The organism is Streptomyces sp. NPDC056231, from assembly GCF_048270745.1.
Lineage (GTDB): Bacteria > Actinomycetota > Actinomycetes > Streptomycetales > Streptomycetaceae > Streptomyces.
The window spans coordinates 43,245-63,726 of the sequence record NZ_JBLVKW010000020.1; the positions used below are offsets into that span (position 1 = coordinate 43,245).

The following is a 20,482-nucleotide window of genomic DNA, read 5'->3' on the forward strand; positions in this document are numbered from 1 at the left end:
GGAAACCGCCCTCCGGGGAGACCCCCACGGCCCCTGCCCCGGGTCGCCCCGTACCCGGGGGCCCTGGGCCACCCACTTGGACCGGCGTCCCGCGCGCCGCCCCGCGTGCCGTCGCACGATGGGGCGATGAGGACCTCTCCTGCCCTGCGCGCCGCGGCCCTCGCGGCCACCGCTACCGTTCTGCTGCCCCTCACCGCCTGTTCGGACGACAGCGGCAACGAGGCCACCGCTACGGACCGTACGAAGGACTCTCCGCACGCGGCGAACACCGCCGAGGCATCCGGAGCAGCCGACCTGGCCTCCCAGAAGTTGACGTGGAAGCCCTGCCAGGCCCCGTCCACGGCGCAGGGCGGCGGAACCGCCCCCACCCCCCTCCCCGGCGGCGCCGTCTGGGAGTGCTCCTTCATGAAGGTCCCGCTCGATTACGCGAAGCCGGGCGGCGACACGATCGCGCTGGCGTTGATCCGCGCCGGGGCCGTCAATCAGAACAAGCGAATCGGCTCGCTCATCTTCAACTTCGGCGGCCCCGGCTCCTCCGGCGTCGCCACGCTGCCCGCCTTCGGCCCCACGTACGCCAGCCTCCGTACCCGTTACGACCTGGTGAGCTTCGATCCGCGCGGGGTCGGCCGAAGCGAAGGGGTGAAGTGCGAGAACGACCAACAGCTCGACGCGCGCTTCCAGAGCGACGCCACCCCGAACACCGCCGCCGAGGAGCAGGCCCTCCTCAACCAGCAGAAGAAGTTCGCCGCGGCCTGCGAGAAGAACTCCGGCTCCGAACTCCCCTACGTCGGCACCACCAACGCCGCCCGCGACATGGATCTGATGCGCCAGGTGCTCGGCGACGACAAGCTGCACTACTTCGGCGTCTCGTACGGCACCGAACTGGGCGGCGTCTACGCACACTTGTTCCCGGAGAAGGTCGGCAGGGCGGTGCTCGACGGGGTCGTCGACCCGACCGAGGACTACGAGCAGTCCTCCCTCGGCCAGGCGAAGGGCTTCCAGTTGGCGCTGGACAACTTCACCCGGGACTGCGCGGAGCGCGGCGCCGCCTGCAAGCTTCCCGGAACCACCGGGAAGGAGGTCGAGCAGGGCATCGCCGAACTTCTCGACCGGCTGGACGAGCAGCCGATCTCGGGGCTCGGCTCCCGGCAGCTGACGGAGTCCCAGGCCACCACCGGAATCGCGGCCTCGCTCTACTCCAAGGAGACCTGGCCGCTGCTGGAACAGGGGGTCGACGAGGCGGACGGCGGGAACGGCGCGCTGCTCCTGGCCCTGGCCGACTCGCTGAACGGCCGTTCCCGGACCGGCCGCTACGACAACTCGACGGCCGCCAACGCCGCGGTCAGCTGCGCCGACTCGAAGCAGCGGTTCACCGTCGACGGGGCGAGGGCGCTGCTTCCGGAGTTCCGGAAGGCGTCGCCGGTCTTCGGCGACTATATGGGCTGGGGTCTGTTGCAGTGCACCGGCTGGCCGGTCGCGGGTGCGTGGAAGACCCCGGACGTCAGCGCTCCCGGCGCGCCCCCCATCCTGGTCATCGGTAACACGGGCGACCCGGCTACCCCGTACAAGGGCGCACAGGCGATGGCGCAAGAGCTGGGCCCGGGTGTCGGGGTGCAGATGACCTTCGAGGGCCAGGGGCACGGCGCGTACAACAGCGGCAACGCCTGTGTGAAGAAGACGGTGGCCAGCTACCTGCTGGACGGCACAGTCCCGGCAGCCGGTACCGTCTGCCGCTGAAGCTGTCGGCGGCGGGGCCCGGGGCCTCTCCGGATCGCCGGGCTCACGGGCCCTGGCCTCTCGCCGCAGGCCGTACGCACAGGCACCAAAGGGAGGGACGTACACGTGGCCCACCATGCACGCGCCGGAGCGCTGGCTGCTGCCGCACTGCTGTTCACGGGAGTACTCGCGGGCTGCGGCGGGGGTACGGACCCGGCGTCGGACGACAAGGCGAGCGCCGGCGCCGCACCCACGTCCACCGGGTCGTCCAAGGCTTCGGACGGGAAGCCCGCCCTGCCTGCCCTGCCCGCGTCCCTCACCTCTCAGCGCCCGGACTGGCACCGGTGCAAGGCCCCCGAGGGCGGCGCCGCACCCGGCGTCGACTGGCGGTGCACGACGGTCACAGTGCCGTTGAACTACGCGAAGCCGGACGGCAGCACGATCGGGATCGCGCTGATCCGCAAGGAGGCCCGGGACAAGAGCCGCCGGCTCGGCTCGATGCTGTTCAACTTCGGCGGCCCCGGCGGTTCCGGCGTCTCGATACTGCCGCGCGCCGCCGGCTCGTACGGGAAGCTCAACGCCCGCTACGACCTGGTGAGTTTCGACCCGCGCGGGGTCTCGGCCAGCGCCGGTGTGCACTGCCGCACCGACCGGGAGCAGGAGGACGCCAACCGGAAGGTCGACATGACTCCGGACACGGCGGCGGAGGAGGCGGCGTTCATGAAGGACGGCGCGGACTTCGGCGCCGGCTGCGTACGCCGTTCGGGCAAGGTCCTGCCGTACGTCGGCACGACGAACGCCGCCCGGGACCTGGACCTGATCCGCCAGGTTCTCGGCGACAGGAAGATGACGTACTTCGGTATCTCGTACGGCACGGGGCTCGGCGGGACGTACGCGCACCTCTTCCCGAAGAACGTGGGACGCACGGTCCTCGACGCGGTCGTCGACCCGACCGCCGACACGATCGGGCACGCCCGCAACCAGACGACCGGCTTCCAGCGGGCCCTGGAGAACTACTTCAAGGACCGCGGCCAGGACCCGAAGGCCGGGACGCAGCGCATCGCCCGGATGCTGGAGCGGATCGACAGGAAGCCGCTGCCGACCGGTTCGGGCCGCGAGCTCAACGAGTCGATGGCGGTCATCGGCATCGTGCGGCTGCTCTACTCCGAGAGCAGCTGGCCCGTCCTGACGAGCGCGCTGGACGAGGCGGAGGAGCAGGGCACCGGGAATCTGCTGCTGCAGATGGCCGACCAGTACAACGGCCGTGACGAGAAGGGGCACTACGACACCGAGAGCCACTCACAGCGCGCCATTTCCTGCGCGGACAGCAGCCTCCGGCCGACGGTCGCGGAAGCCAGGGCCCTGCTGCCCGAGTTCCGGAAACTGTCCCCGGTCTTCGGCCCGTTCCTCGCGTGGGACACGGCCGGCTGGTGTTCGGACTGGCCGGTGAAGGGTGAGCTGGACACTCCGGAGGCGAGCGCTCCGGGCGCCGGTCCGATCCTCGTCATCGGCACGACCGGCGATCCTGCGACACCCTACGAGGGGGCGCAGAGGATGGCGGACGAGTTGGGCAAGGGCGTCGGCATCATGCTCACCAACAAGGGCGAGGGCCACGGCTCGTACGGTGTGAGCGGCTGTGTGACGTCGACGGTGGACGCGTACTTCCTGGACGGGAAGGTCCCGGCGGACGGCAAGACCTGTTCGTGACGGAGAGAACGGGGAAGGGGCCGGCCGCTTGACGCGGACCGGCCCCTTCGAAGCTTTTCGCCTCACATACGCCCTAGTACACCGGCTTCGCGGGCTCGATCTGGTTGACCCAGCCGATCACGCCGCCACCGACGTGCACCGCGTCGGCGAAGCCCGCCGACTTGAGGACCGCGAGTACCTCGGCGCTGCGGACGCCGGTCTTGCAGTGCAGGACGATGCGCTTGTCCTGCGGGAGGTCCTGGAGGGCGTTGCCCATCAGGAACTCGTTCTTCGGGATCAGCTTCGCGCCGGGGATCGAGACGATCTCGAACTCGTTCGGCTCGCGAACGTCGATGATCTCGATCTTCTCGTCCGCGTCGATCCACTCCTTGAGCTGCTTCGGAGTGATCGTGGAGCCGAGCGCCGCCTCCTGGGCCTCCTCGGACACGACGCCGCAGAAGGCCTCGTAGTCGATGAGTTCGGTGACGGTCGCGTTCTCGCCGCAGACCGCGCAGTCGGGGTCCTTGCGGACCTTGACCTGGCGGTACTGCATCTCCAGGGCGTCGTAGATCATCAGTCGGCCGACCAGCGGGTCGCCGACACCGGCGAGCAGCTTGATGGCCTCGGTGACCTGGATGGAACCGATGGACGCGCAGAGCACGCCCAGCACGCCGCCCTCGGCGCAGGACGGGACCATGCCGGGGGGCGGCGGCTCCGGGTAGAGGCAGCGGTAGCAGGGACCGTGCTCGGACCAGAAGACGGACGCCTGGCCGTCGAAGCGGTAGATCGAACCCCACACGTACGGCTTGTTCAGCAGCACCGCGGCGTCGTTGACGAGATAGCGGGTGGCGAAGTTGTCCGTGCCGTCCACAATCAGGTCGTACCGGGAGAAGATCTCCATCACGTTCTCGGCCTCGAGCCGCTCTTCGTGAAGGATCACATTCACATACGGGTTGATGCCGAGGACCGAGTCCTTGGCGGACTCCGCCTTGGAACGGCCGATGTCGGACTGGCTGTGGATGATCTGGCGCTGCAGATTCGACTCGTCGACCTCGTCGAACTCCACGATGCCGAGCGTGCCGACACCGGCCGCGGCCAGGTACATCAGGGCCGGCGAGCCGAGACCGCCGGCGCCCACACAGAGCACCTTCGCGTTCTTCAGCCGCTTCTGCCCGTCCATCCCGACATCCGGGATGATCAGGTGGCGGGAGTACCTGCGGACCTCGTCGACGGTGAGCTCAGCAGCTGGCTCGACCAGGGGTGGCAGCGACACAGGAACCTCAACAATGCAGGTGGTCGGTTTCTACGTACTTCATCTGCGTACGGTTCTTCTTGCCGTAACACTGCCACGCCCCCTCTCATTCCGAGATACCAGGTCCGATCCGCGAGACAATTTCGTCCCAGTACCCGGGCAGCGCCGCGAATGGATCGGTTTGTCCTCTGCTGCCCCTCCGCACGGTGCGGTCGGTGAAGAAGATCGTGCCCGCGCCCTGCCAACGGGCGATGCGCAGGGCCTCGTCGAGGTGGGTGCGCGGAAGACCGTGCACGAAGTGCGCGAAGCGTCCCGGCGGGTAGGCGGCGGTCCACTCCGCCACCTGCGACCAGCGGTAGTCGGTCCACGCCCCGGAGAAGGTGACCAGCTGGTCGGCGGTCTCGACGTAGCCGGGATGCGGATGGGTTCCGTGCCCGAGCACCAGCAGCCCGTCCTCGACGAGCGCGGCGAGCGTGCCGGTGAGGCGGCGGACCGCCGGGAGACCGGCGCGGTCGGCGGGACACCGGTCCAGGTAGAAGCCGTCGACGCGGTACCAGTCGAGGAAGGACTGCGCATCGGTGATCAGCTCGTCGAACGGACGGTCGCCGTGGGCCAGATCAAGGTGGCCCAGCAGTCGGCCGCCGCCCGCCCGGACGGGGTCCTGCGCGGTCTCGCCTTTCAGGGCCTGTTGGCGGGCGTTGTGGAGCCGGCCCGCGGCTTCCAGACAGTGCGGGTCGGGCCGGGCGCCGGGACCGGTGTCGATGTTGAGGACCGCCCAGTGCACGTGGGTGCCGGGGCGGGTCAGTTCGGCCCATTCGGTGGGGGCGAGCAGGGGATGCGCGTAGCCGGGGACGCCGAAGCCGAGCTGCTCGGCGCCACCGGCCCTGCGTGCCGTTCCGGCACTGGTCAGATGCGGCATGCCGCCTCCATCCAGATGTCGGCGAGGGACTCCTCCAGGTTGATCCGGGGCCGCCAGCCGAGCCGGTCGCGGGCGGTGCGGACGTCTGCCTGCTGCCAGGCGCCGCAGCCGTCGGGATACGGGGACGGGGTCGCCGAGAGGTGTTCGATGACCGACTCGGAGGAGGTGCGGGGGGCCCCGATGGGCACCCGGGCGGGGGGCGTGTCCAGCTCGTGGAGCGCACCCGGGTAGCCCGCGACCTTGGCAAGCACGGCGGCGGTGTCGCGGAGCCGTACGGCTCGGCCGGTGCCGATGTTGACGACTCCCTGCGCAGCGGAGAGCGAGGCGGCATGCACGGCGCGGGCGATGTCCCGTACGTCGACGAAGTCGCGCTGCACCCCGAGGCCGCTGAGCTTCAGCTCGCCGTCGCCGGACTGCATGGCGCGGCGCATCGCCTCGGCGAGCCGGCCCAGTGGGGAACCCGCCGGGGTGCCGGGGCCGACCGGCGAGAAGACCCTCAGTACAACCGCGTCGAGGCCGGAGCCGAGGACGAGTTCGGTGGCGGCGAGCTTGGAGACGCCGTACGGCCCGCCCGGGCGCGGGATGGCGTCCTCCGCCGTCGAGGAGCCGGGCTGTGAGGGCCCGTACTCCGAGGAGCAGCCCACCTGGACCAGGCGGGCGCTGCAGCCGCTGCGCCGCATCGCCTCGCAGACGGTGGCGACGGCGACGGTGTTGTGCCGGGTCAGGTCGCGGGCTCCGCCGCGGGTGGCGCCCGCGCAGTTGACGACGACGCCGGGGTGGACGGCGTCCAGGAAGCGGGTGAGTGCTCCGGGCGAGCCGCCCGCGAGGTCGAACCGCACGTCGGCGTCGTCGCCGCGGCCGAGCGCCGTGAGGTGCACGGCGGGGTCGGCGAGCAGCCGGTCGGCCACGAACCGGCCGAGGAACCCGTTGGCTCCGAGCAGCAGAACCCTCATCGGGTGCCCCCTTCGTGCCGACGGCGGGCTGCCGGTGCGGGGGATTGGGGGGTCATGTCCGGTGTCTCCTTGGGGAGGTGGTGAGCGGTAGGCCTGTCGGCTCCGCGGGCGTCGTACAGGGAGTGGCTCTTCATCGCGGCTTGGACCGGCCGGCACATGGGGGGCGGGAGAAGGAGCGGGGCCGGTTGCGTGCGGCTGCGGGGCGGAGGAGGGAGGCAACGCGGAGCGTTGCTGACCGACGACGACGCCGCGGATGTGCGCAACCGGCCCCGCGACGCCGCCCCCCATGTGCCGGCCGGTCTCAGGCGGTGGTGTGGGCGGACGCCCTGGAAAGGGCGACGGTGGCGTGGATCAGCAGCCCGAGCGCGGCTGCGCCGCAGGCGACGGCGGGTACGGCTCCGGTGCCGCCCGCCTCGATGACCGCGTCGACGGGGCGGGCGAGGACATGGAGGCCGGGCAGCCGCCCGGCCAGGATCAGGGCGGGGGCGGCCGCCTCGACGGCGCAGGCGGCGGCGAGTCCGGTGGTGGCGGGCTCCGGGAAGCCATGGACGGTCAGCAGCCGGGCGAGCAGGAGGAGTACGCCGAGCGCGGCGGCCGCGACGAGGCTGCCGCCGCCTCCGTACCCGAGCTCGGCGAGGCGGAGCAGCCCCGAGAGCACGCAGAGGAAGAGGGCGACGGTCCCGAGGAGAAGGGGGCGCACCCCTGCTGCGAACTGCTCCAGTGCGCGGCTGCCGGTGAGTCTGCGGTGTGCGTGTACGGCGAAGAGGTGCGCGCACCAGGCGGCGGGGGCGACGGCGAGCGCGAGTCCCAGCAGGGGTGCGGGGGTGAGCGCCCAGGGTCCTTCCGGGCCGCCGCTGAGGACCTGGTCGAGCAGCGCCTGGCCGTACAGGACGTACCCGAGGAGCCAGCCCACGTACAGGGTGGCTGCCGCCGAGGAGCGGCCCCCCGGGGCGCGCAGGGGCCCACTCCGCAGGCACAGGCCGAGCCCGAGGAACGCGACGAGTGCCCCGACGAGGGTCACAGTGAGCCGCCCCCCACCGCCGAGTGCTCCTTCGGTGAGTTTCAGTACGACGGCGGTCGCGGTGCAGGCCGCACCGGGCAGCAGCGCGAGGAGCGACCAGACGGCGCGGGTCTCGATGTCGCGCACCGGCGCGGGAGGCACCGCGCTCGCCGGCTCCCCTGGCACGGCGGGCACCCGCGCGTAGAGCTCCTCGGCGAGCGAGAAGACATCGCGGTGCCGGTAGCGGGCGGCGGTGCGGTCGGTGATCCCGTGGGCTTCGAGCCCGGCGGCGATCTCCAGCGGGTCGACGGCGCGTTGGCAGAGGTCACGGTGGCGGTGCATGAGGGTCTTCACGGGATCGACGGGCCCGCGCCGGGAGGCGCTGGGCTTGCGTGCGGGGGTGGCACGGGTGTGCGCGATCTCGGGGGCCCGCGGGGTGGCGGCGGATGCGTCGTCACCTCCGGAATGTGTCCGGGGCCGCGCCCGCACCTCGGCGGGTGTGTCGGTCCGTGTCCCGTTCTCGGCCGCCGCCGGGGCACAGGCGGCGGGCCCGGCGGGGGTCCCGGCCTGCTGGGGAGCTCCGGCCTCGGGCGGTGTGCCGGCCTCGGCCTCCGTGAGCCCACCGTCCTCGGACGCGCCTCCGCTCTCCGCCACGCCACCGGCGCCCTGCGCGGCGTCGGCCGCATCGGCACCAGGCTGTGCCGGCTCTGCGGGGTCCGCACACACATCGGCGGTTCCGGCGCCGGTGAGCGCCCAGCCCGTGACGGCGGGGAACTCGCCGGCGGTCGCGGGGCGGTCGGGTGCCGGGCTCCCGGTCGTGTCCGGCTCCCGCGCAGGTTCCCGATCCGGCGCCGGGTTCCACAGCGAATCCGCGCCCGGGTCCCGTTCCTGCGGGGAGTCCGGCCCCTCGGCCGCCCCCTTCGCCGGCGACTGCTCCATCAGCGCCACCGACTGCAGCGGCCCCACCCCCGCGAGGCCCGGCATCGCCCCCGTCCCGGGCCGCGCCCGGGACGGGGCGGAAATCTCCGTGGCCTTGGGTCTGGAGGCCAGGACCTCCGAGCGGGGGTTCCAGCTTCTGTCGGTCGTCGGGGTGCCGGGGACGTCGAGCGCCTCGGTCGGGCGGCCGCCCATGGGAAATCCTCCGTGATCCATGCCGAGTCCGCCGGACCGGCTTGTCCTTCTGTCCGTCTGCTGCTCACACATCGCGGTCCGCCGTCCCGCGCGCACCCGCGCACACGCCCTCGATGGACCGGCTCGGGGTGTGCGCGGGAACCGTCCAGCTGCCCAGGACCAGGGCCTCGGGCGGAGTCGCGAACGGGCGCGGTACGCCGTCCGCCTCCCTGCGCACCGGGGAGTGGGAGATCAGCTCCAGGTAAATGCCGCGAAACGCCGCGAGGTTCTGTTCGACGGTGAAGAGTTCGAGCGCGCGGGCGCGCGCCGCCGCCCCCAGACGTGCACGGCGCTCGGGGTCGCGCAGCAGCGTGATGCAGGCGTCGGCGAGCGCCCGGGGGTTGCGCGGGGGCACCACAAGACCCGTACCGCCGATGACTTCGACGACCGCGCCGACATCCGTCGACACCGTGGCCCGTCCGCAGAACATCGCCTCGACGAGACTGACCGGGAAGCCCTCGACGACGCTGGAGAGGACGACGATCCCACCCGCCGCGTACGCCTCGGCGAGGTCCGCGACCTCGGCGCCGCCGATGTCCTCGAAGGAGACCGGGTTGTCGCCGACGGCATGCGCGCCGGCGGCCTCGTCCGGGAAAAGCTGGGCGGCGAGTGCCCGGCAGTTCGCGAGGTACGTGGCGCCCTCCGCGCCCGGCGCCGGCGCGCCGACGATCCGCAGCCGGGTGTCCGGTTCGGCCTTCCGTACTTCCGCAAAGGCGTGCAGCAGTGCGATCAGGTCCTTGGACGGCTCGATCCGGCCGACCCAGACCAGAGTGTCGGGACCTCCCTCGTCCCTGCGCTCCCCCAGGGCTGCGAAGCGGGCCGCCTCCATGCCGGGGTAGACCGTGCGCACCTTGACGCCGTCGGCGCCAAGCCGTTCCTGCCAGCGGCGTGCGTGCGCATTGCCGGGGGTGATGAGCGCGGCCTGCCGGTACACCTCGGTGGCGAGCCGTCCGTGGAATGCGGCAAGCAGGGCGCGCACCGGTGCACCCAGGGGTGGGGCGGTCGCTGCGAGGTAGTGGGCCCGCAACTGCGCGCCGTGCTCGGTGACCAGCAGCGGGACGCCGAAGAAGCGTTTGGCCAACAGCCCGGGCAGAGCCGCTGCCCCGCCGGACGCCGCGTGGCAGAGGTCGACCGCACCGAGGCTCTCCTCGTCGTACCAGTCGAGGGAGAGCGGGCGCAGGACGCGGTCCAGTTCCGCGGCGAGGGCGAGGAGGTCGGGGACGGTCGCGGCCTGGACGAGCCGCCCGGTGCCCGGGGCGCGGCAGGCTGCTTCCAGTACGCGCAGAGCGGACTCGGAGCGGAGCGCCACGGGAAGTCTGCCGTGTTCGCGGGCCAGTTCGGCGAGCCCGTACAGCCCGTCGGTGAACTGTGCGCCGGCCGTGGATCCGCCACCGTCGGCCTCCACGGTCGCTCCCGCCGTGCAGATCGACGTGGCGAGCGCCGTGAAATGCGCCGTGAACCGGTCCCGTTCGCGCCGCCCGTACGACCGCCCGCCCCTTCCGGTCACCAGTCGGGCGAGCAGCCCCTTGCCATGGCCGCTCAGGACGTCCTCGCCGGTCGTCCACAGCGGCGCCGTCCGTACCCGGCTGACCTGGGGCGGAAGCTGCACCCAGCCCTGCGCCTCCTGCTCGGCGGAGCGGCTGAGCGCGTAGAGGTCGAACTCGTGCTGCATCAGCCCGCGCACCAGACGGTCGCACCAGAGTCTGGACTCACCGGTCGCATACGGATAACCACCGTCGGTGAGGAGTCCGATCCGCACGAGCGCACCCCCGATCTTCCTTAGTGGGCGGCCGCCGTTGGTTTGGCGACTCGCAGCGGGACGACCGTAAGCGGATACGCCGGTGGCGCGATGGACGGTTGTCCATCGCGCCACCGAAAGGGGTGAACCGTCGTAACTTTCCCGCCACCGTAGCGTTCCGTCGCGCTATAAGGGTGATCGGTTACGCTGGGTCAGGCTGCGGCCAGCTCCTTGCGGGCCGCCCGGCGCACCGTCGCGAGCGCCGGATCGAGCGCGGGCACGGCGGCGAGAAGCTGCTTGGTGTACGGATCCTGCGGTGCCCCGTAGACCTCGTCGACGCTGCCCTGTTCGACGATCCGGCCCTGCCGCATCACCGCGACCCGGTCGCTGACCTGCCGGACGACGGCGAGGTCATGAGCGATGAAGACCAGCCCGAGTCCCAGTTCCCGCTGGAGTTCGGCGAGGAGTGCGGTGACCTGCGCCTGGGTGGTGACATCGAGCGCGGAGACCGGTTCGTCGCAGACGATCAGCTTGGGGTCGGCGGCGAGTGCGCGGGCGATGCCGACGCGCTGGCGCTGTCCGCCGCTGAATTCGTGCGGGTAGCGGTCGTAGCGGTCGGGGTCGAGCCCGACGCGTTCCAGCAGTTCGCGGACACGACTGCGGATCCTGGTGTCGTCGAGGACGCCCGCGGCGCGCAGCGGATCGGCGACGGATTCACCGATCGAGCGGCGCGGGTTGAGCGAGGCGACGGGGTCCTGGAAGACCATCTGGAGCTCGCGCCGGTACGGCCGCAGTGCTTTGTCGGACAGGGAGCCGATCTCCGCACCCCCGTAGTGGAGCCTGCCCCCGGTCGGGTCGAGGAGGCGTACGAGCATCCGGCCGAGCGTCGTCTTGCCGCTGCCGCTCTCGCCGACGATGCCGAGTGTCTCGCCGCGGTGGACGGTGAGGGAGACGCCGTCCACGGCGATCAGCCGGCCGCTGCCGCGCCCGAATTCGCGCCGCAGGCCGACTGCTTCGAGCAGCGGCTCGCCATCGCCCGCGCCCCGCGGCTCCGGGATGGGCACCGCGCCCTTCACGTCCGGCGCCGCGGCCGGTGCCACCCGCTTCGCGTCCACCCGCGGAACCGCGGAGAGGAGTTCGCGGGTGTACGGCCGACGGGGCGCACCGAACACGTCGGCGACCGGCCCGCTCTCCACCTCCCGGCCCGCCTGCATGACCAGCACGTCGTCGACGCTCTCCGCCGCGACGCCCACGTCATGGGTGACCAGCAGCAGTCCCATGCCCGATTCCTGGCGCAGGTGGTGCAGCAAATCGAGGATCTGGGCCTGGACGGTGACGTCCAGCGCGGTCGTCGGTTCGTCGGCGATCAGCAGCTGCGGCTCGCAGACGAGCGCCATCGCGATGAGGGCGCGCTGCCGCATCCCGCCGGAGAACTCGTTCGGCCGGGACCGGGAACGCCGTGCCGCGTCGGGGATGCCGACCCGGTCGAGGACCTCCACGGCCCGCGCCCGCGCCGCCCGCCGGGAGGCACGCGTGTGGACCCGGTACACCTCGGCGATCTGGTCGCCGACCGCGTAGTACGGGTCCAGGGACGACAGCGGGTCCTGGAAGACCATCGCGGCCTTCGCCCCGCGCAGCGCCCGCAGCTCCGCGTCGTCCGCCGTCTGTACATCCACACCCGCGACCCGGATCGAGCCGCCGACGGCGGTGCCTGTCCCCCGGTGCAGTCCGAGCAGGGCGTACGCCGACGCGCTCTTGCCGGAGCCGGACTCACCGACGACACCGAGGGCGGCGCCCGCCTCCAGCGTGAAGGAGACTCCGTCGACGGCCCGGGCGCCTGCCGCGCCGTCGAAGGAGATCGTCAGATCGGAGACCTCGACGAGGCTCATGACAGCACCACCCGACGGTCGGCCATCGCCTGCAGGATGTCCGCGACGGCATTGGCAAGGACGACGAAGAAGCCGGTGACGAGCACCAGGCCGACGACGACCGGAAGGTCGACGTTCTGCACGGCGTCGACGAGTTCACGGCCGACGCCGGGAATGTTGAACAGCGATTCGGTGAGGACGGCACCGCCGAACATCGAGCCGATGTCCAGTGCACCGAGTGCGATCACGGGGCCGAGTGCGCCACGCAGCGCATGCCGCACGACGAGCCCCCGCTCGCTCACCCCGTAGGCGCGGAAGGTGCGCACATGGTCCTCGGCGAGGATCTCCAGCATGGACGACCGGGTCATCCGGGCGTACGGAGCGGCGGAGACCAGCGCCAGCGCGACCCAGGGCAGCAGCAGGTTCCAGGCCCACTGCTCCGCGTTCTCGGTGAGCGGTACGTAGTCGGGGAACGGCAGCAGTTGCAGCGCCGAGCAGAACACGATGATCAGCAGCAGGCCGGTGACGAAGACCGGCGTGGCCATGCCGGCCAGGGTCAGCCCGGTGAGGATCCGCTCGGTCGCGCGGCCGCGCCGCCACACCGAGAGCAGTCCGGTGCCGACGCCGAGCAGGATCCACAGCACGAAGGCGCCGATGGCGAGCGAGGCGGTGGCCGGCAGCTTGGTGAGGATCAGCTGGGTGACCTGCTGGTCGTCCTGGTAGGAGCGGCCGAGGCAGGGGGCCTGGCAGTGCAGGATCCCGGTGCCGGTCGAGTAGTCGCGTCCGACGAAGATCCCCTGAAGGAAGTGGGCGTACTGCATGTACAGCGGGTCACCCAGCCGGAGCTGGTCGCTGACCTGCGCCACCTGGGCGGGTGAGCAGCGGGGCCCGCAGGCGATCTGTGCGACGTTGCCCGGGGCGACGTAGAACGCGGCGTAGACGACGACGCTGAGGGCGAGGAGCACGAACAGCGCTCCGCCGAGGCGCCGCAGCAGGAACCGGGTCATGCTCCGGCCTCCTTCTTGCGTCCGGTGCCGATCCGCAGCCGCGAGGCGACGCGCGGGTCGAGTGCGTTGCGCACGCCCTCGCCGAGGACGGTCAGCGCCAGCACGGTGACGAAGATGAGCAGGGCGGGTATCAGCAGATAGGTGGGCGCCGCCTGGTACCAGGTGTCGGCGTCGCTGAGCATCTGTCCCCAGGACGGCGTGGGCGGCTTGATGCCGACGCCGAGGAAGGACAGTGCCGCTTCGACGACGATGTTGCCGGGGAAGAGCAGCACGGCGTACGTGATGACGGGTGCGGCGAGCGCGGGCAGCAGTTCGCGCCGGGCGATCCGCCGGCCGCCCCATCCGCTGAGCCGGGCGGCGGCGACATGGTCGAGCGACTTCAGCGCGAGGGTCTGGGCGCGCACGATCCTGGAGATGCCGGACCAGCCGACCAGCCCGACGATCGCGGCGATCAGCACCGGGCGCGGGAAGTCCGCGGGGACGACGGCGAGCGCGCCGAGCGCGATCACCATGACGGGCAGGGCGACGACGATGTCGGTGACGCGGCTGAGCGCCTGGTCGACGAACCGGTTGCCGAGTCCGGCGGCGAGACCGACGGCCACACCGATGATCACCTGGAGCAGAGTCGCGGCCAGCGCGACGCCGAGCGAGACCCGCGCCCCGTACACGACACGGGCGAACAGGTCGCGGCCGGTGAGCGGTTCGACGCCGAGCCAGTGCTCGGCGCTGATGCCGCCGAACGATCCCAGCGGTACGCCACCGGTGGCGGAGTCGACGAGGTTCGCGTGGTACGTGGTGGGGTCCTGGCCCTCGATGGCCACCAGCAGCGGCGCGGCGAGCGCGACCAGGACCAGCAGGGCGACGACGACGGCCGCCACGACGGCGGAGCGCCGCGCGCGCAGCCGCCGCCAGAAAGAGGAGGCCCCGGAGGCGGGGGCCGCCGCAGCGACACCCGCCTCCTTGACCAGCAGTGCTTCGGCCATGGTTACTTGACCGCGACCTGCGAGATGTCGAGCACGCCGGTCCAGTCGCTGATGACGACGTTCTTGACGGCCTCGCCGTACAGGCGCTTGTAGACCGGGTGGAACAGCGGCACGGTCACCGCCTGCTCACCGATCTTCTTGTCGAGTGCGCCCCAGCGCTTCGCGGCCGCGCCCAGATCGGTCAGCTTGTTGATCTCGTCGACCTCCTTGTTGACGGAGGCGTCGTCGAGCTGGGAGGCGTTGAAGTTGTAGCCGTTCTTGACGATCTGGCGTCCGTCGAAGATCGGTGCGAGGAACGGACCGCCGGACGGCCAGTCGGCACCCCAGCCGGTGAGGAAGAAGCCGGGCTCGCTCTTCACGTTGTGGATCTTGTCCGAGTAGGCGTTGCCCTCCAGACCCTCCAGCTCGACCGTGATCCCGGCCTTCTTCAGCGCCTCCTGGACGGCGGTGGCGATCTCCGGGCTGGTGGCGAAGTTCTTCTCGTTGGAGTGCGTGAGCGTGATGGTCAGGCCCTTGGCGTAACCGGCCTCCTTCAGCAGCTCCTTGGCCTTGGCCGGGTTGCCGGTGCTGCCGGCCGGGAAGGCGTCGTACGCGCTGTAGCCGAAGGACGCCTGCTCCGGAAGGAAGGTGGTGGCGGGCTCGGCGAGCGAGGAGCCACCGGCCGCGTTGACGACCGAGGTGCGGTCGACGGCGTACGAGATCGCCTGGCGCACCTTCGGGTTGTCGAACGGCTTCACCTTCGGGTTGAAGGCGATGTAGTTCGTGTATCCGAAGTGGCCGGTGCCGACACGGGCGGCGAGCTTCTTGTCGCCGGTGACCTTGGCGAGCTCGGCCGGCCCGAGGTTGGTGTCGGTGGTGACGGCGGCTGCGTCCGCGCCCCGGGAAGCGGCGAGCCGCTGGTTGATGACGGCGGAGTCGAGTCCGGAGCGGACATCGATCCGGTCCGGGTACGCCTTGCGCTCCTCATCGGTGGCGGCCGACCAGAACGTGTTGCGCTCCAGGACGAGGCGCTCGCCGTCGCCCTCGTTCTTGACGACCTTGTACGGACCCGAGGAGATCGGGTGGTTCTCGTACTTCGTGCCGGTGTCCTTGGCCTTCGGCACCGGGGTCGTCTGGGTCTGCGTCGCCAGGTAGGGGAACTCGCCCTCCGGCTTGTTGAGGTGGAAGACGATCGTCTTCGCGTCGGGCGTCTCGATCGAGGCGAGGCCCTTCTTGTCCTTGTACGGGCCCTGGTAGTCGGCGCCGCCGATCAGCCAGTCGCGCAGGTAGGGCGCACCGCCGGAGAGTTCGGCAGCGAAGGAGCGCTCGATGCCGTACTTGATGTCGGCGCTCGTGATCGCGGTGCCGTCCTCGTACTTCAGGCCGTCCTTGAGCGTGTACGTCCAGACGGTGGCGTTCTTGCTGGGCGTGCCCAGGTCGGTCGCCAGGTCGGGTACGACCTTCGCGCCGGCCGCGCCGTCCTCCCGGTTGCGAGTGGTCAGCGTACGGAAGACCAGTGACGGGACGTTGCCGCCACCGGAGGTGTAGAGCCGCGCGGGGTCGAAGTCCTCCTGCGCGCTCGTGTTGAGGACGGTGAGCGTGCCGCCCTTGGCGGGCTTGCCCGCCGCGCCGGATGTGCCGTCGCTGCCCTTGCTGTCCTGGGGCCCGCACGCGGCGGCGCCCGAACCCACGACGAGAACCACGACGGCCGCTGCCACGCGGCGCGATATGACGGACGGTTGACGCATCGGAAGATGACCTCTCGGAGTACTGCTGACGGAAGAAGGCTGAACAGGGATCCGTGCAGGCAGCAGCGAGGGTGCGGGGTGGAACAAAAGGTCAAGGATCAGGATGAACCGGACCGGGACACCAAGACTGCCGCGCCTGCGGACGGAGTACGCCCGGCGCGGCAGTCGGGAAGAACCGTTCCCTGCGAGACAGGGCTCGGGGAAAGGGGGGCGACGCGCGCTCAGGCAGGCGTCAGCAACAGTGAATGTCGGCGACGCTGTGCCCGGTCACACCGATGAGCGCCAGCTCAATGGCGGCGCGTTCGAAGGTGACGGGCTTGCGTGACATGCCGAGAAATATGCGCGACGGCACCCTTGATGTCAACGCGGAATAAGACATCCGTCCCACATGTCGGACAACCTCTCCAAGGGTCGGACACTCGGACCGATCGCGGGCATCGGCCGGGAGGCAGCCGGACGGGGCCGAAGGGTGGTCCGGCCGGACTCAACTACGCGGATACACCCAGGCGTTGGGGCGGCACTTGATGCCGTCGATATCGAGGGACTTGGTCTGCTGCTGCATCACGGGAGCCAGGGCGCCCGGCGTGCGGCAGCTCATATGATTGTGACCCAGCCGGTGGCCGACCTCGTGATTGATCAGCATCTGGCGGTAGGAGAAGAGCTTCTCCGGGCCGAACGTCGACGATCCCTGCGCCCAGCGATAGGCGTTGATCATCACGCGCTCGGTCGCCGCCGAATCGCACGAGACGTTGTCCTCGGTCGTATCGAGACCCGACTTCCGGCACCAGTCACCGGTGGTTCCCGGGCTGGCCAGAGTGATCACGAAATCCGGATCGCCCTTGGAGATCCGCTCGAAAGTCATGATGCCGCCGTGCGCCCAACTACGGTCGTCATTAAGAGTTTTCTGCACCGCCTCGGCAAAAAGTCCGGCGTCGAGACCGAGCCCTTTCTCGACATCGATCCGGTAGCGGTACTTATGCCCCCGGCCCGGCGCCTTCGCGGTTCCCGGGACCGTCTCGAAGCGTCCGGAACCCTTGAGTTCCGGAGCGAGTGGATAGGCCATGGCCATCTTCTGCTCGTACGAAAGAGGTGCGGCCACCGCCGCTTTCGGCGCCTGCCGGTCGTCCGAGCGGGAGGAGGTGTCCTCACCCCTGTCCCGGTCGACACCCGTCCCGGGTGCGGCCATGCCGACCCGCCCGCTGCTGTCGTGCGCGACCTGGCCGGCCACAACCACCGCCAGCACGGCGGTCACGGCGGCGGCCGCGACACCGGTGACGGTGCGCCCCTTGCCGCTCCTGGTGACCGGCGGGGCATAGGCGTCGCCGGGCGACGGCTGCTCGCCCCCGTCGCCCACCGAGGTGAACGGGCCGACCGGCGGGGCCGGTGGGGCGGACGGGGAACGAGGGGCCCGGGGCGCGGGCGGTGCGTCGAAGGCGTCGACGAACTCGCGCCGCGGACCCGGTATGAGCGACCGCGTACCAGCCGCGGGCTGCCGGTCCGGCGCCTCCTGCGGCACCGGCCGGGCCACGGGCCGAGACGTCTGCAGCGCCCCCGGCCGCCCCGGAGCCTGCCGGTCGCCGACCACCGGCCGCGGTCCGGTCCCCCAGCCGCCGCCCGGCTCGCGCTGCTCGGGATGGCCGCCGCGCACCTGCGGGACCCCCCGGGACGGAGTGTGCCCGTCCCCGCCGGGCGGCGCTTCGGCCACCTTCCTGCGCCGTCCGCTGCCGGGCTCCACCCGGATCGCCTCACGAGCGCCGCCGCGGTCAGCCGCGGCGGCATCGATATCCGGTTCGTCGGCTTGGGGCCCTTTTCGGCTGTGTCGTCCCACGCCCCGGATCAGCTCCCGCCGCATTCGTCGAGCAGTTCCCGGAACGCCTGGGCGACCGCTTCCGGGTACTCCATCATCGCCACGTGCCCGGCATCGGGCAGTGTCAGCAGCCGCGAATCGCGGAAGGCCGCGGACGCTCTGCGTGCCATCCGGTACGAGACGAGCTGGTCCCGTCCGCCGTACACGAGCTGGGTCGGTGCGAGCACACGCTCGGCCTGGCGCCACAGTCCGTGCTGCCCGCCCAGCGTGTACGCATCGACGATGCCGCGCGCCGAGCGCGCCATCGCATCCCAGAAGTACGGCAGTTCCAGCCGTCGCTCCATTTCCGCCACCGCTTCGAGGAAGCCGACTTCGGAGACGCGTGCCGGATCGCCGTAACAGAGTGCCATGACTCCGCGCGTCCGTTGTTCCGCCGTCATGTCCCTGGTCATCCGGGAGAACAGGGATGCGACCCCCGGAACGGCGAGCAGTCCGGTCGGTACGGCGGGCCATTGCACTCGGATCTCGGGCAGCGCCGGCGAGACAAGAGTGAGCGTCCGCACCAGATCGGGGCGGACGGCCGCGACCCGGGTGGCCACCGCGCCGCCGAGCGAATTGCCGAAGAGATGGACGGGTCCGCGCTCCCCCGCGTCCAGAAGCCGGATCACCGCACGGGCGTGCCCGGTGACCGAATAATTGCCGTCGTCCGGCGGCGGGGAGTCCCCGAAGCCGGGCAGGTCGACCGCCTCGCCGTCCACCACGTCCTGGAGCAGCGGCATCAGCGCCGACCAATTCTGCGAGGAGCCGCCGAGCCCGTGCACGTAGAGCGCGGGCGGCAGCCCGGTCCGCTCCGGCGGCCGGGCGCGAACATTCAGCGTCAGGCCGGGGAGCGCGACGGAGCGCAGCTCCTCCCCTTCGGCGACCCGGACGGTGCTCACCGCGGGGGCCGCCGCAGCGGCGGCTCGGACTCCCGGCAGCTTGGTCGATGACATGCGGCAATGTTACGAGACGATCACGCTGTGGTTCATGTGTTCGCCGTCACAGATCGCATAGCGCCGTCCCCGGGTAGCTCCTACGCTCGAGTCTAAGGAAGGGAGTCACCATGACGGTCGACCCCAGCGACCCGGAGACCTTCGAGAAAATTCAGCCGGACGAGCCGGACCCGGAGGCACCCGAGGCTGACGCGGCCGAGCAGCAGGCCGATCTCCAGCCGAGGAGCGACGATCCGCTCACGGACATCGACCGGGACACCGCAAACGAGGCGGACGCGGCGGAGCAGGCGCGCGTCGTAGCGGAGGACGAGGACGATTACCGCTGATACGCCCCGCTTTGCCGTGCAGGTCGACGAATCTGTGGCTACCGCAGCCGTCCGGTCCGTGAAATTCTGCGTCCGCGCCGCGCGTACCCGGGTTACTCAAAAGTACGATGGCTGTACGGCGCAGCGTGCAGAAAAAGGCTGTGTTCGATCACAATTTTGGGAGGCGGCGTGACAGCCATCGAGCAGACAGAGGCGGCGCGCCCGCGGGGTACTCGCCTGCCTCGCCGCGCCCGACGCAATCAGCTGCTGGGCGCCGCGCAGGAGGTCTTCGTCGCGCAGGGTTACCACTCCGCCGCGATGGACGACATCGCCGAGCGGGCCGGTGTCAGCAAGCCGGTGCTCTACCAGCACTTCCCGGGCAAGCTGGAGCTCTATCTGGCTCTGCTCGACCAGCACTGCGAATCGCTGCTGCAGGCGGTCCGTACCGCGCTGGCGTCGACGACGGACAACAAGCTCCGGGTCGCCGCGACGATGGACGCCTATTTCGCATACGTCGAGGACGAGGGCGGCGCCTTCCGGCTGGTCTTCGAATCGGACCTGACGAACGAGCCGGCGGTACGGGAACGGGTCGACCGGGTCTCGCTGCAGTGCGCGGAGGCGATCTCCGACGTCATCGCGGGGGACACGGGGCTCTCCAAGGACGAGTCGATGCTGCTCGCGGTCGGTCTGGGCGGCGTGTCGCAGGTCGTCGCCCGGTACTGGCTGTCCAGCCAGTCGGCGATCCCGCGCGACACGGCGGTACAGCTCCTCACCTCGCTGGCCTGGCGCGGCATCGCCGGGTTCCCCCTGCACGGCATCGATCAGCACTGACGTCCGATCGGCGCTCCTCCGCATCCGCGGTACGTGTTCGCTGCGGGCGTTGCCTGCCGACCTCTGACAGCTCCGCTCACCGGGCTAATGTGTGGTGCGTACGGCGCGGCTCACGCGCAAGAGGACTGACCGTCGGAGGGACATAGCCGTGGAGGTCAAGATCGGCGTGCAGCACGCACCCCGGGAGATCGTTCTGGAAAGCGGGGTTTCCGCCGAGGAGGTCGAGAGCGCGGTCGCCGAGGCCCTGACCGGCAAGACGCAGCTGCTCAGCCTCACGGACGACAAGGGCCGCAAGGTCCTGGTGCCGGCCGACCGGCTCGCCTATGTGGAGATCGGCGAGCCGAGCACGCGGCGGGTGGGGTTCGGCGCGCTCTAGTGCCCCTCCCGGCAATGTTTGCCGGTCACGGCACTAGGGACAGAGGCACGGCAATGCGAAGCGGCCCGGGGGGGTATCCCCTCCGGGCCGCTTCTGCGTTCCGCCGCTGCTCCGTTCCGGTTGCCGCTGTGCGGCACCTGTGCGGAACCTGC

At 71.1% G+C, this 20,482-nt stretch carries 17 protein-coding genes; 5 read left to right on the forward strand and 12 right to left on the reverse strand.

The features are described 5' to 3' along the window. Nucleotides 1-126: 126 nt before the first annotated feature. Both ACNPQM_RS17905 and ACNPQM_RS17910 read left to right on the forward strand, forming a co-directional pair. The gene (locus tag ACNPQM_RS17905; protein ID WP_418084770.1) at nt 127-1,737 is read left to right on the forward strand and encodes an alpha/beta hydrolase; all 1,611 of its coding nucleotides are present in this window, start codon (nt 127-129) and stop codon (nt 1,735-1,737) included. 105 nt (nt 1,738-1,842) lie between these two features. Further along, on the forward strand, nt 1,843-3,423 hold the full coding sequence (locus ACNPQM_RS17910) for an alpha/beta hydrolase (protein WP_418084771.1): 1,581 nt from the start codon (nt 1,843-1,845) through the stop codon (nt 3,421-3,423). 73 nt (nt 3,424-3,496) lie between these two features. Here the strand turns inward: ACNPQM_RS17910 and moeZ are convergent, their stop codons facing one another. The 12 genes from moeZ to ACNPQM_RS17970 form a co-directional block, all read right to left on the reverse strand. Beyond that, complete coding sequence (gene moeZ, locus ACNPQM_RS17915) at nt 3,497-4,675, reverse strand: adenylyltransferase/sulfurtransferase MoeZ (protein ID WP_358860493.1); 1,179 nt, start codon at nt 4,673-4,675, stop codon at nt 3,497-3,499. Nucleotides 4,676-4,760: 85 nt separating this feature from the next. After that, nucleotides 4,761-5,573 (reverse strand): spherulation-specific family 4 protein, encoded by an 813-nt coding sequence (locus ACNPQM_RS17920; RefSeq protein WP_418084772.1) that lies wholly within the window; start codon nt 5,571-5,573, stop codon nt 4,761-4,763. Then, on the reverse strand, nt 5,561-6,526 hold the full coding sequence (locus ACNPQM_RS17925; protein WP_358860495.1) for an NAD-dependent epimerase/dehydratase family protein: 966 nt from the start codon (nt 6,524-6,526) through the stop codon (nt 5,561-5,563). The genes ACNPQM_RS17920 and ACNPQM_RS17925 overlap by 13 nt, the downstream gene beginning before the upstream one ends. Before the next feature lie 301 nt (nt 6,527-6,827). Continuing rightward, complete coding sequence (locus tag ACNPQM_RS17930; protein ID WP_418084801.1) at nt 6,828-8,015, reverse strand: hypothetical protein; 1,188 nt, start codon at nt 8,013-8,015, stop codon at nt 6,828-6,830. A gap of 706 nt (nt 8,016-8,721) precedes the next feature. After that, nucleotides 8,722-10,455 carry a glycosyltransferase gene (locus tag ACNPQM_RS17935; protein ID WP_418084773.1) on the reverse strand — a complete coding sequence of 578 codons (1,734 nt, stop codon included), beginning with the start codon at nt 10,453-10,455 and terminating at the stop codon, nt 8,722-8,724. A gap of 191 nt (nt 10,456-10,646) precedes the next feature. Continuing rightward, complete coding sequence (locus ACNPQM_RS17940) at nt 10,647-12,323, reverse strand: ABC transporter ATP-binding protein (RefSeq protein ID WP_358860497.1); 1,677 nt, start codon at nt 12,321-12,323, stop codon at nt 10,647-10,649. After that, nucleotides 12,320-13,309: an ABC transporter permease gene (locus ACNPQM_RS17945; protein ID WP_418084774.1), complete on the reverse strand. Its 990-nt coding sequence runs from the start codon at nt 13,307-13,309 to the stop codon at nt 12,320-12,322. Before ACNPQM_RS17945 ends, ACNPQM_RS17940 begins: the two co-directional genes overlap by 4 nt. Beyond that, nucleotides 13,306-14,292, reverse strand: a complete 987-nt coding sequence (locus ACNPQM_RS17950) for an ABC transporter permease (RefSeq protein ID WP_358860499.1) — start codon at nt 14,290-14,292, stop codon at nt 13,306-13,308. Before ACNPQM_RS17950 ends, ACNPQM_RS17945 begins: the two co-directional genes overlap by 4 nt. Before the next feature lie 2 nt (nt 14,293-14,294). Then, entirely contained in the window at nt 14,295-16,019 is a 1,725-nt protein-coding gene (locus ACNPQM_RS17955; RefSeq protein ID WP_418084775.1) for an ABC transporter substrate-binding protein, read from the reverse strand. A 232-nt stretch (nt 16,020-16,251) separates the two neighbouring features. Beyond that, complete coding sequence (locus ACNPQM_RS17960) at nt 16,252-16,347, reverse strand: Ms4533A family Cys-rich leader peptide (protein ID WP_358860501.1); 96 nt, start codon at nt 16,345-16,347, stop codon at nt 16,252-16,254. 156 nt (nt 16,348-16,503) lie between these two features. After that, nucleotides 16,504-17,871: a DUF3152 domain-containing protein gene (locus ACNPQM_RS17965; RefSeq protein WP_418084776.1), complete on the reverse strand. Its 1,368-nt coding sequence runs from the start codon at nt 17,869-17,871 to the stop codon at nt 16,504-16,506. After that, nucleotides 17,856-18,818: an alpha/beta fold hydrolase gene (locus ACNPQM_RS17970; protein ID WP_418084777.1), complete on the reverse strand. Its 963-nt coding sequence runs from the start codon at nt 18,816-18,818 to the stop codon at nt 17,856-17,858. The genes ACNPQM_RS17965 and ACNPQM_RS17970 overlap by 16 nt, the downstream gene beginning before the upstream one ends. A gap of 110 nt (nt 18,819-18,928) precedes the next feature. Between ACNPQM_RS17970 and ACNPQM_RS17975 the strand changes: the two genes are divergently transcribed. From ACNPQM_RS17975 to ACNPQM_RS17985, 3 genes are all read left to right on the forward strand, one after another. Beyond that, complete coding sequence (locus ACNPQM_RS17975) at nt 18,929-19,144, forward strand: hypothetical protein (RefSeq protein ID WP_358860504.1); 216 nt, start codon at nt 18,929-18,931, stop codon at nt 19,142-19,144. Nucleotides 19,145-19,312: 168 nt separating this feature from the next. Next, the gene (locus ACNPQM_RS17980; RefSeq protein WP_030915445.1) at nt 19,313-19,954 is read left to right on the forward strand and encodes a TetR/AcrR family transcriptional regulator; all 642 of its coding nucleotides are present in this window, start codon (nt 19,313-19,315) and stop codon (nt 19,952-19,954) included. Between the two features lie 148 nt (nt 19,955-20,102). Next, on the forward strand, nt 20,103-20,330 hold the full coding sequence (locus ACNPQM_RS17985; protein WP_418084778.1) for a DUF3107 domain-containing protein: 228 nt from the start codon (nt 20,103-20,105) through the stop codon (nt 20,328-20,330). Nucleotides 20,331-20,482 lie beyond the last annotated feature (152 nt).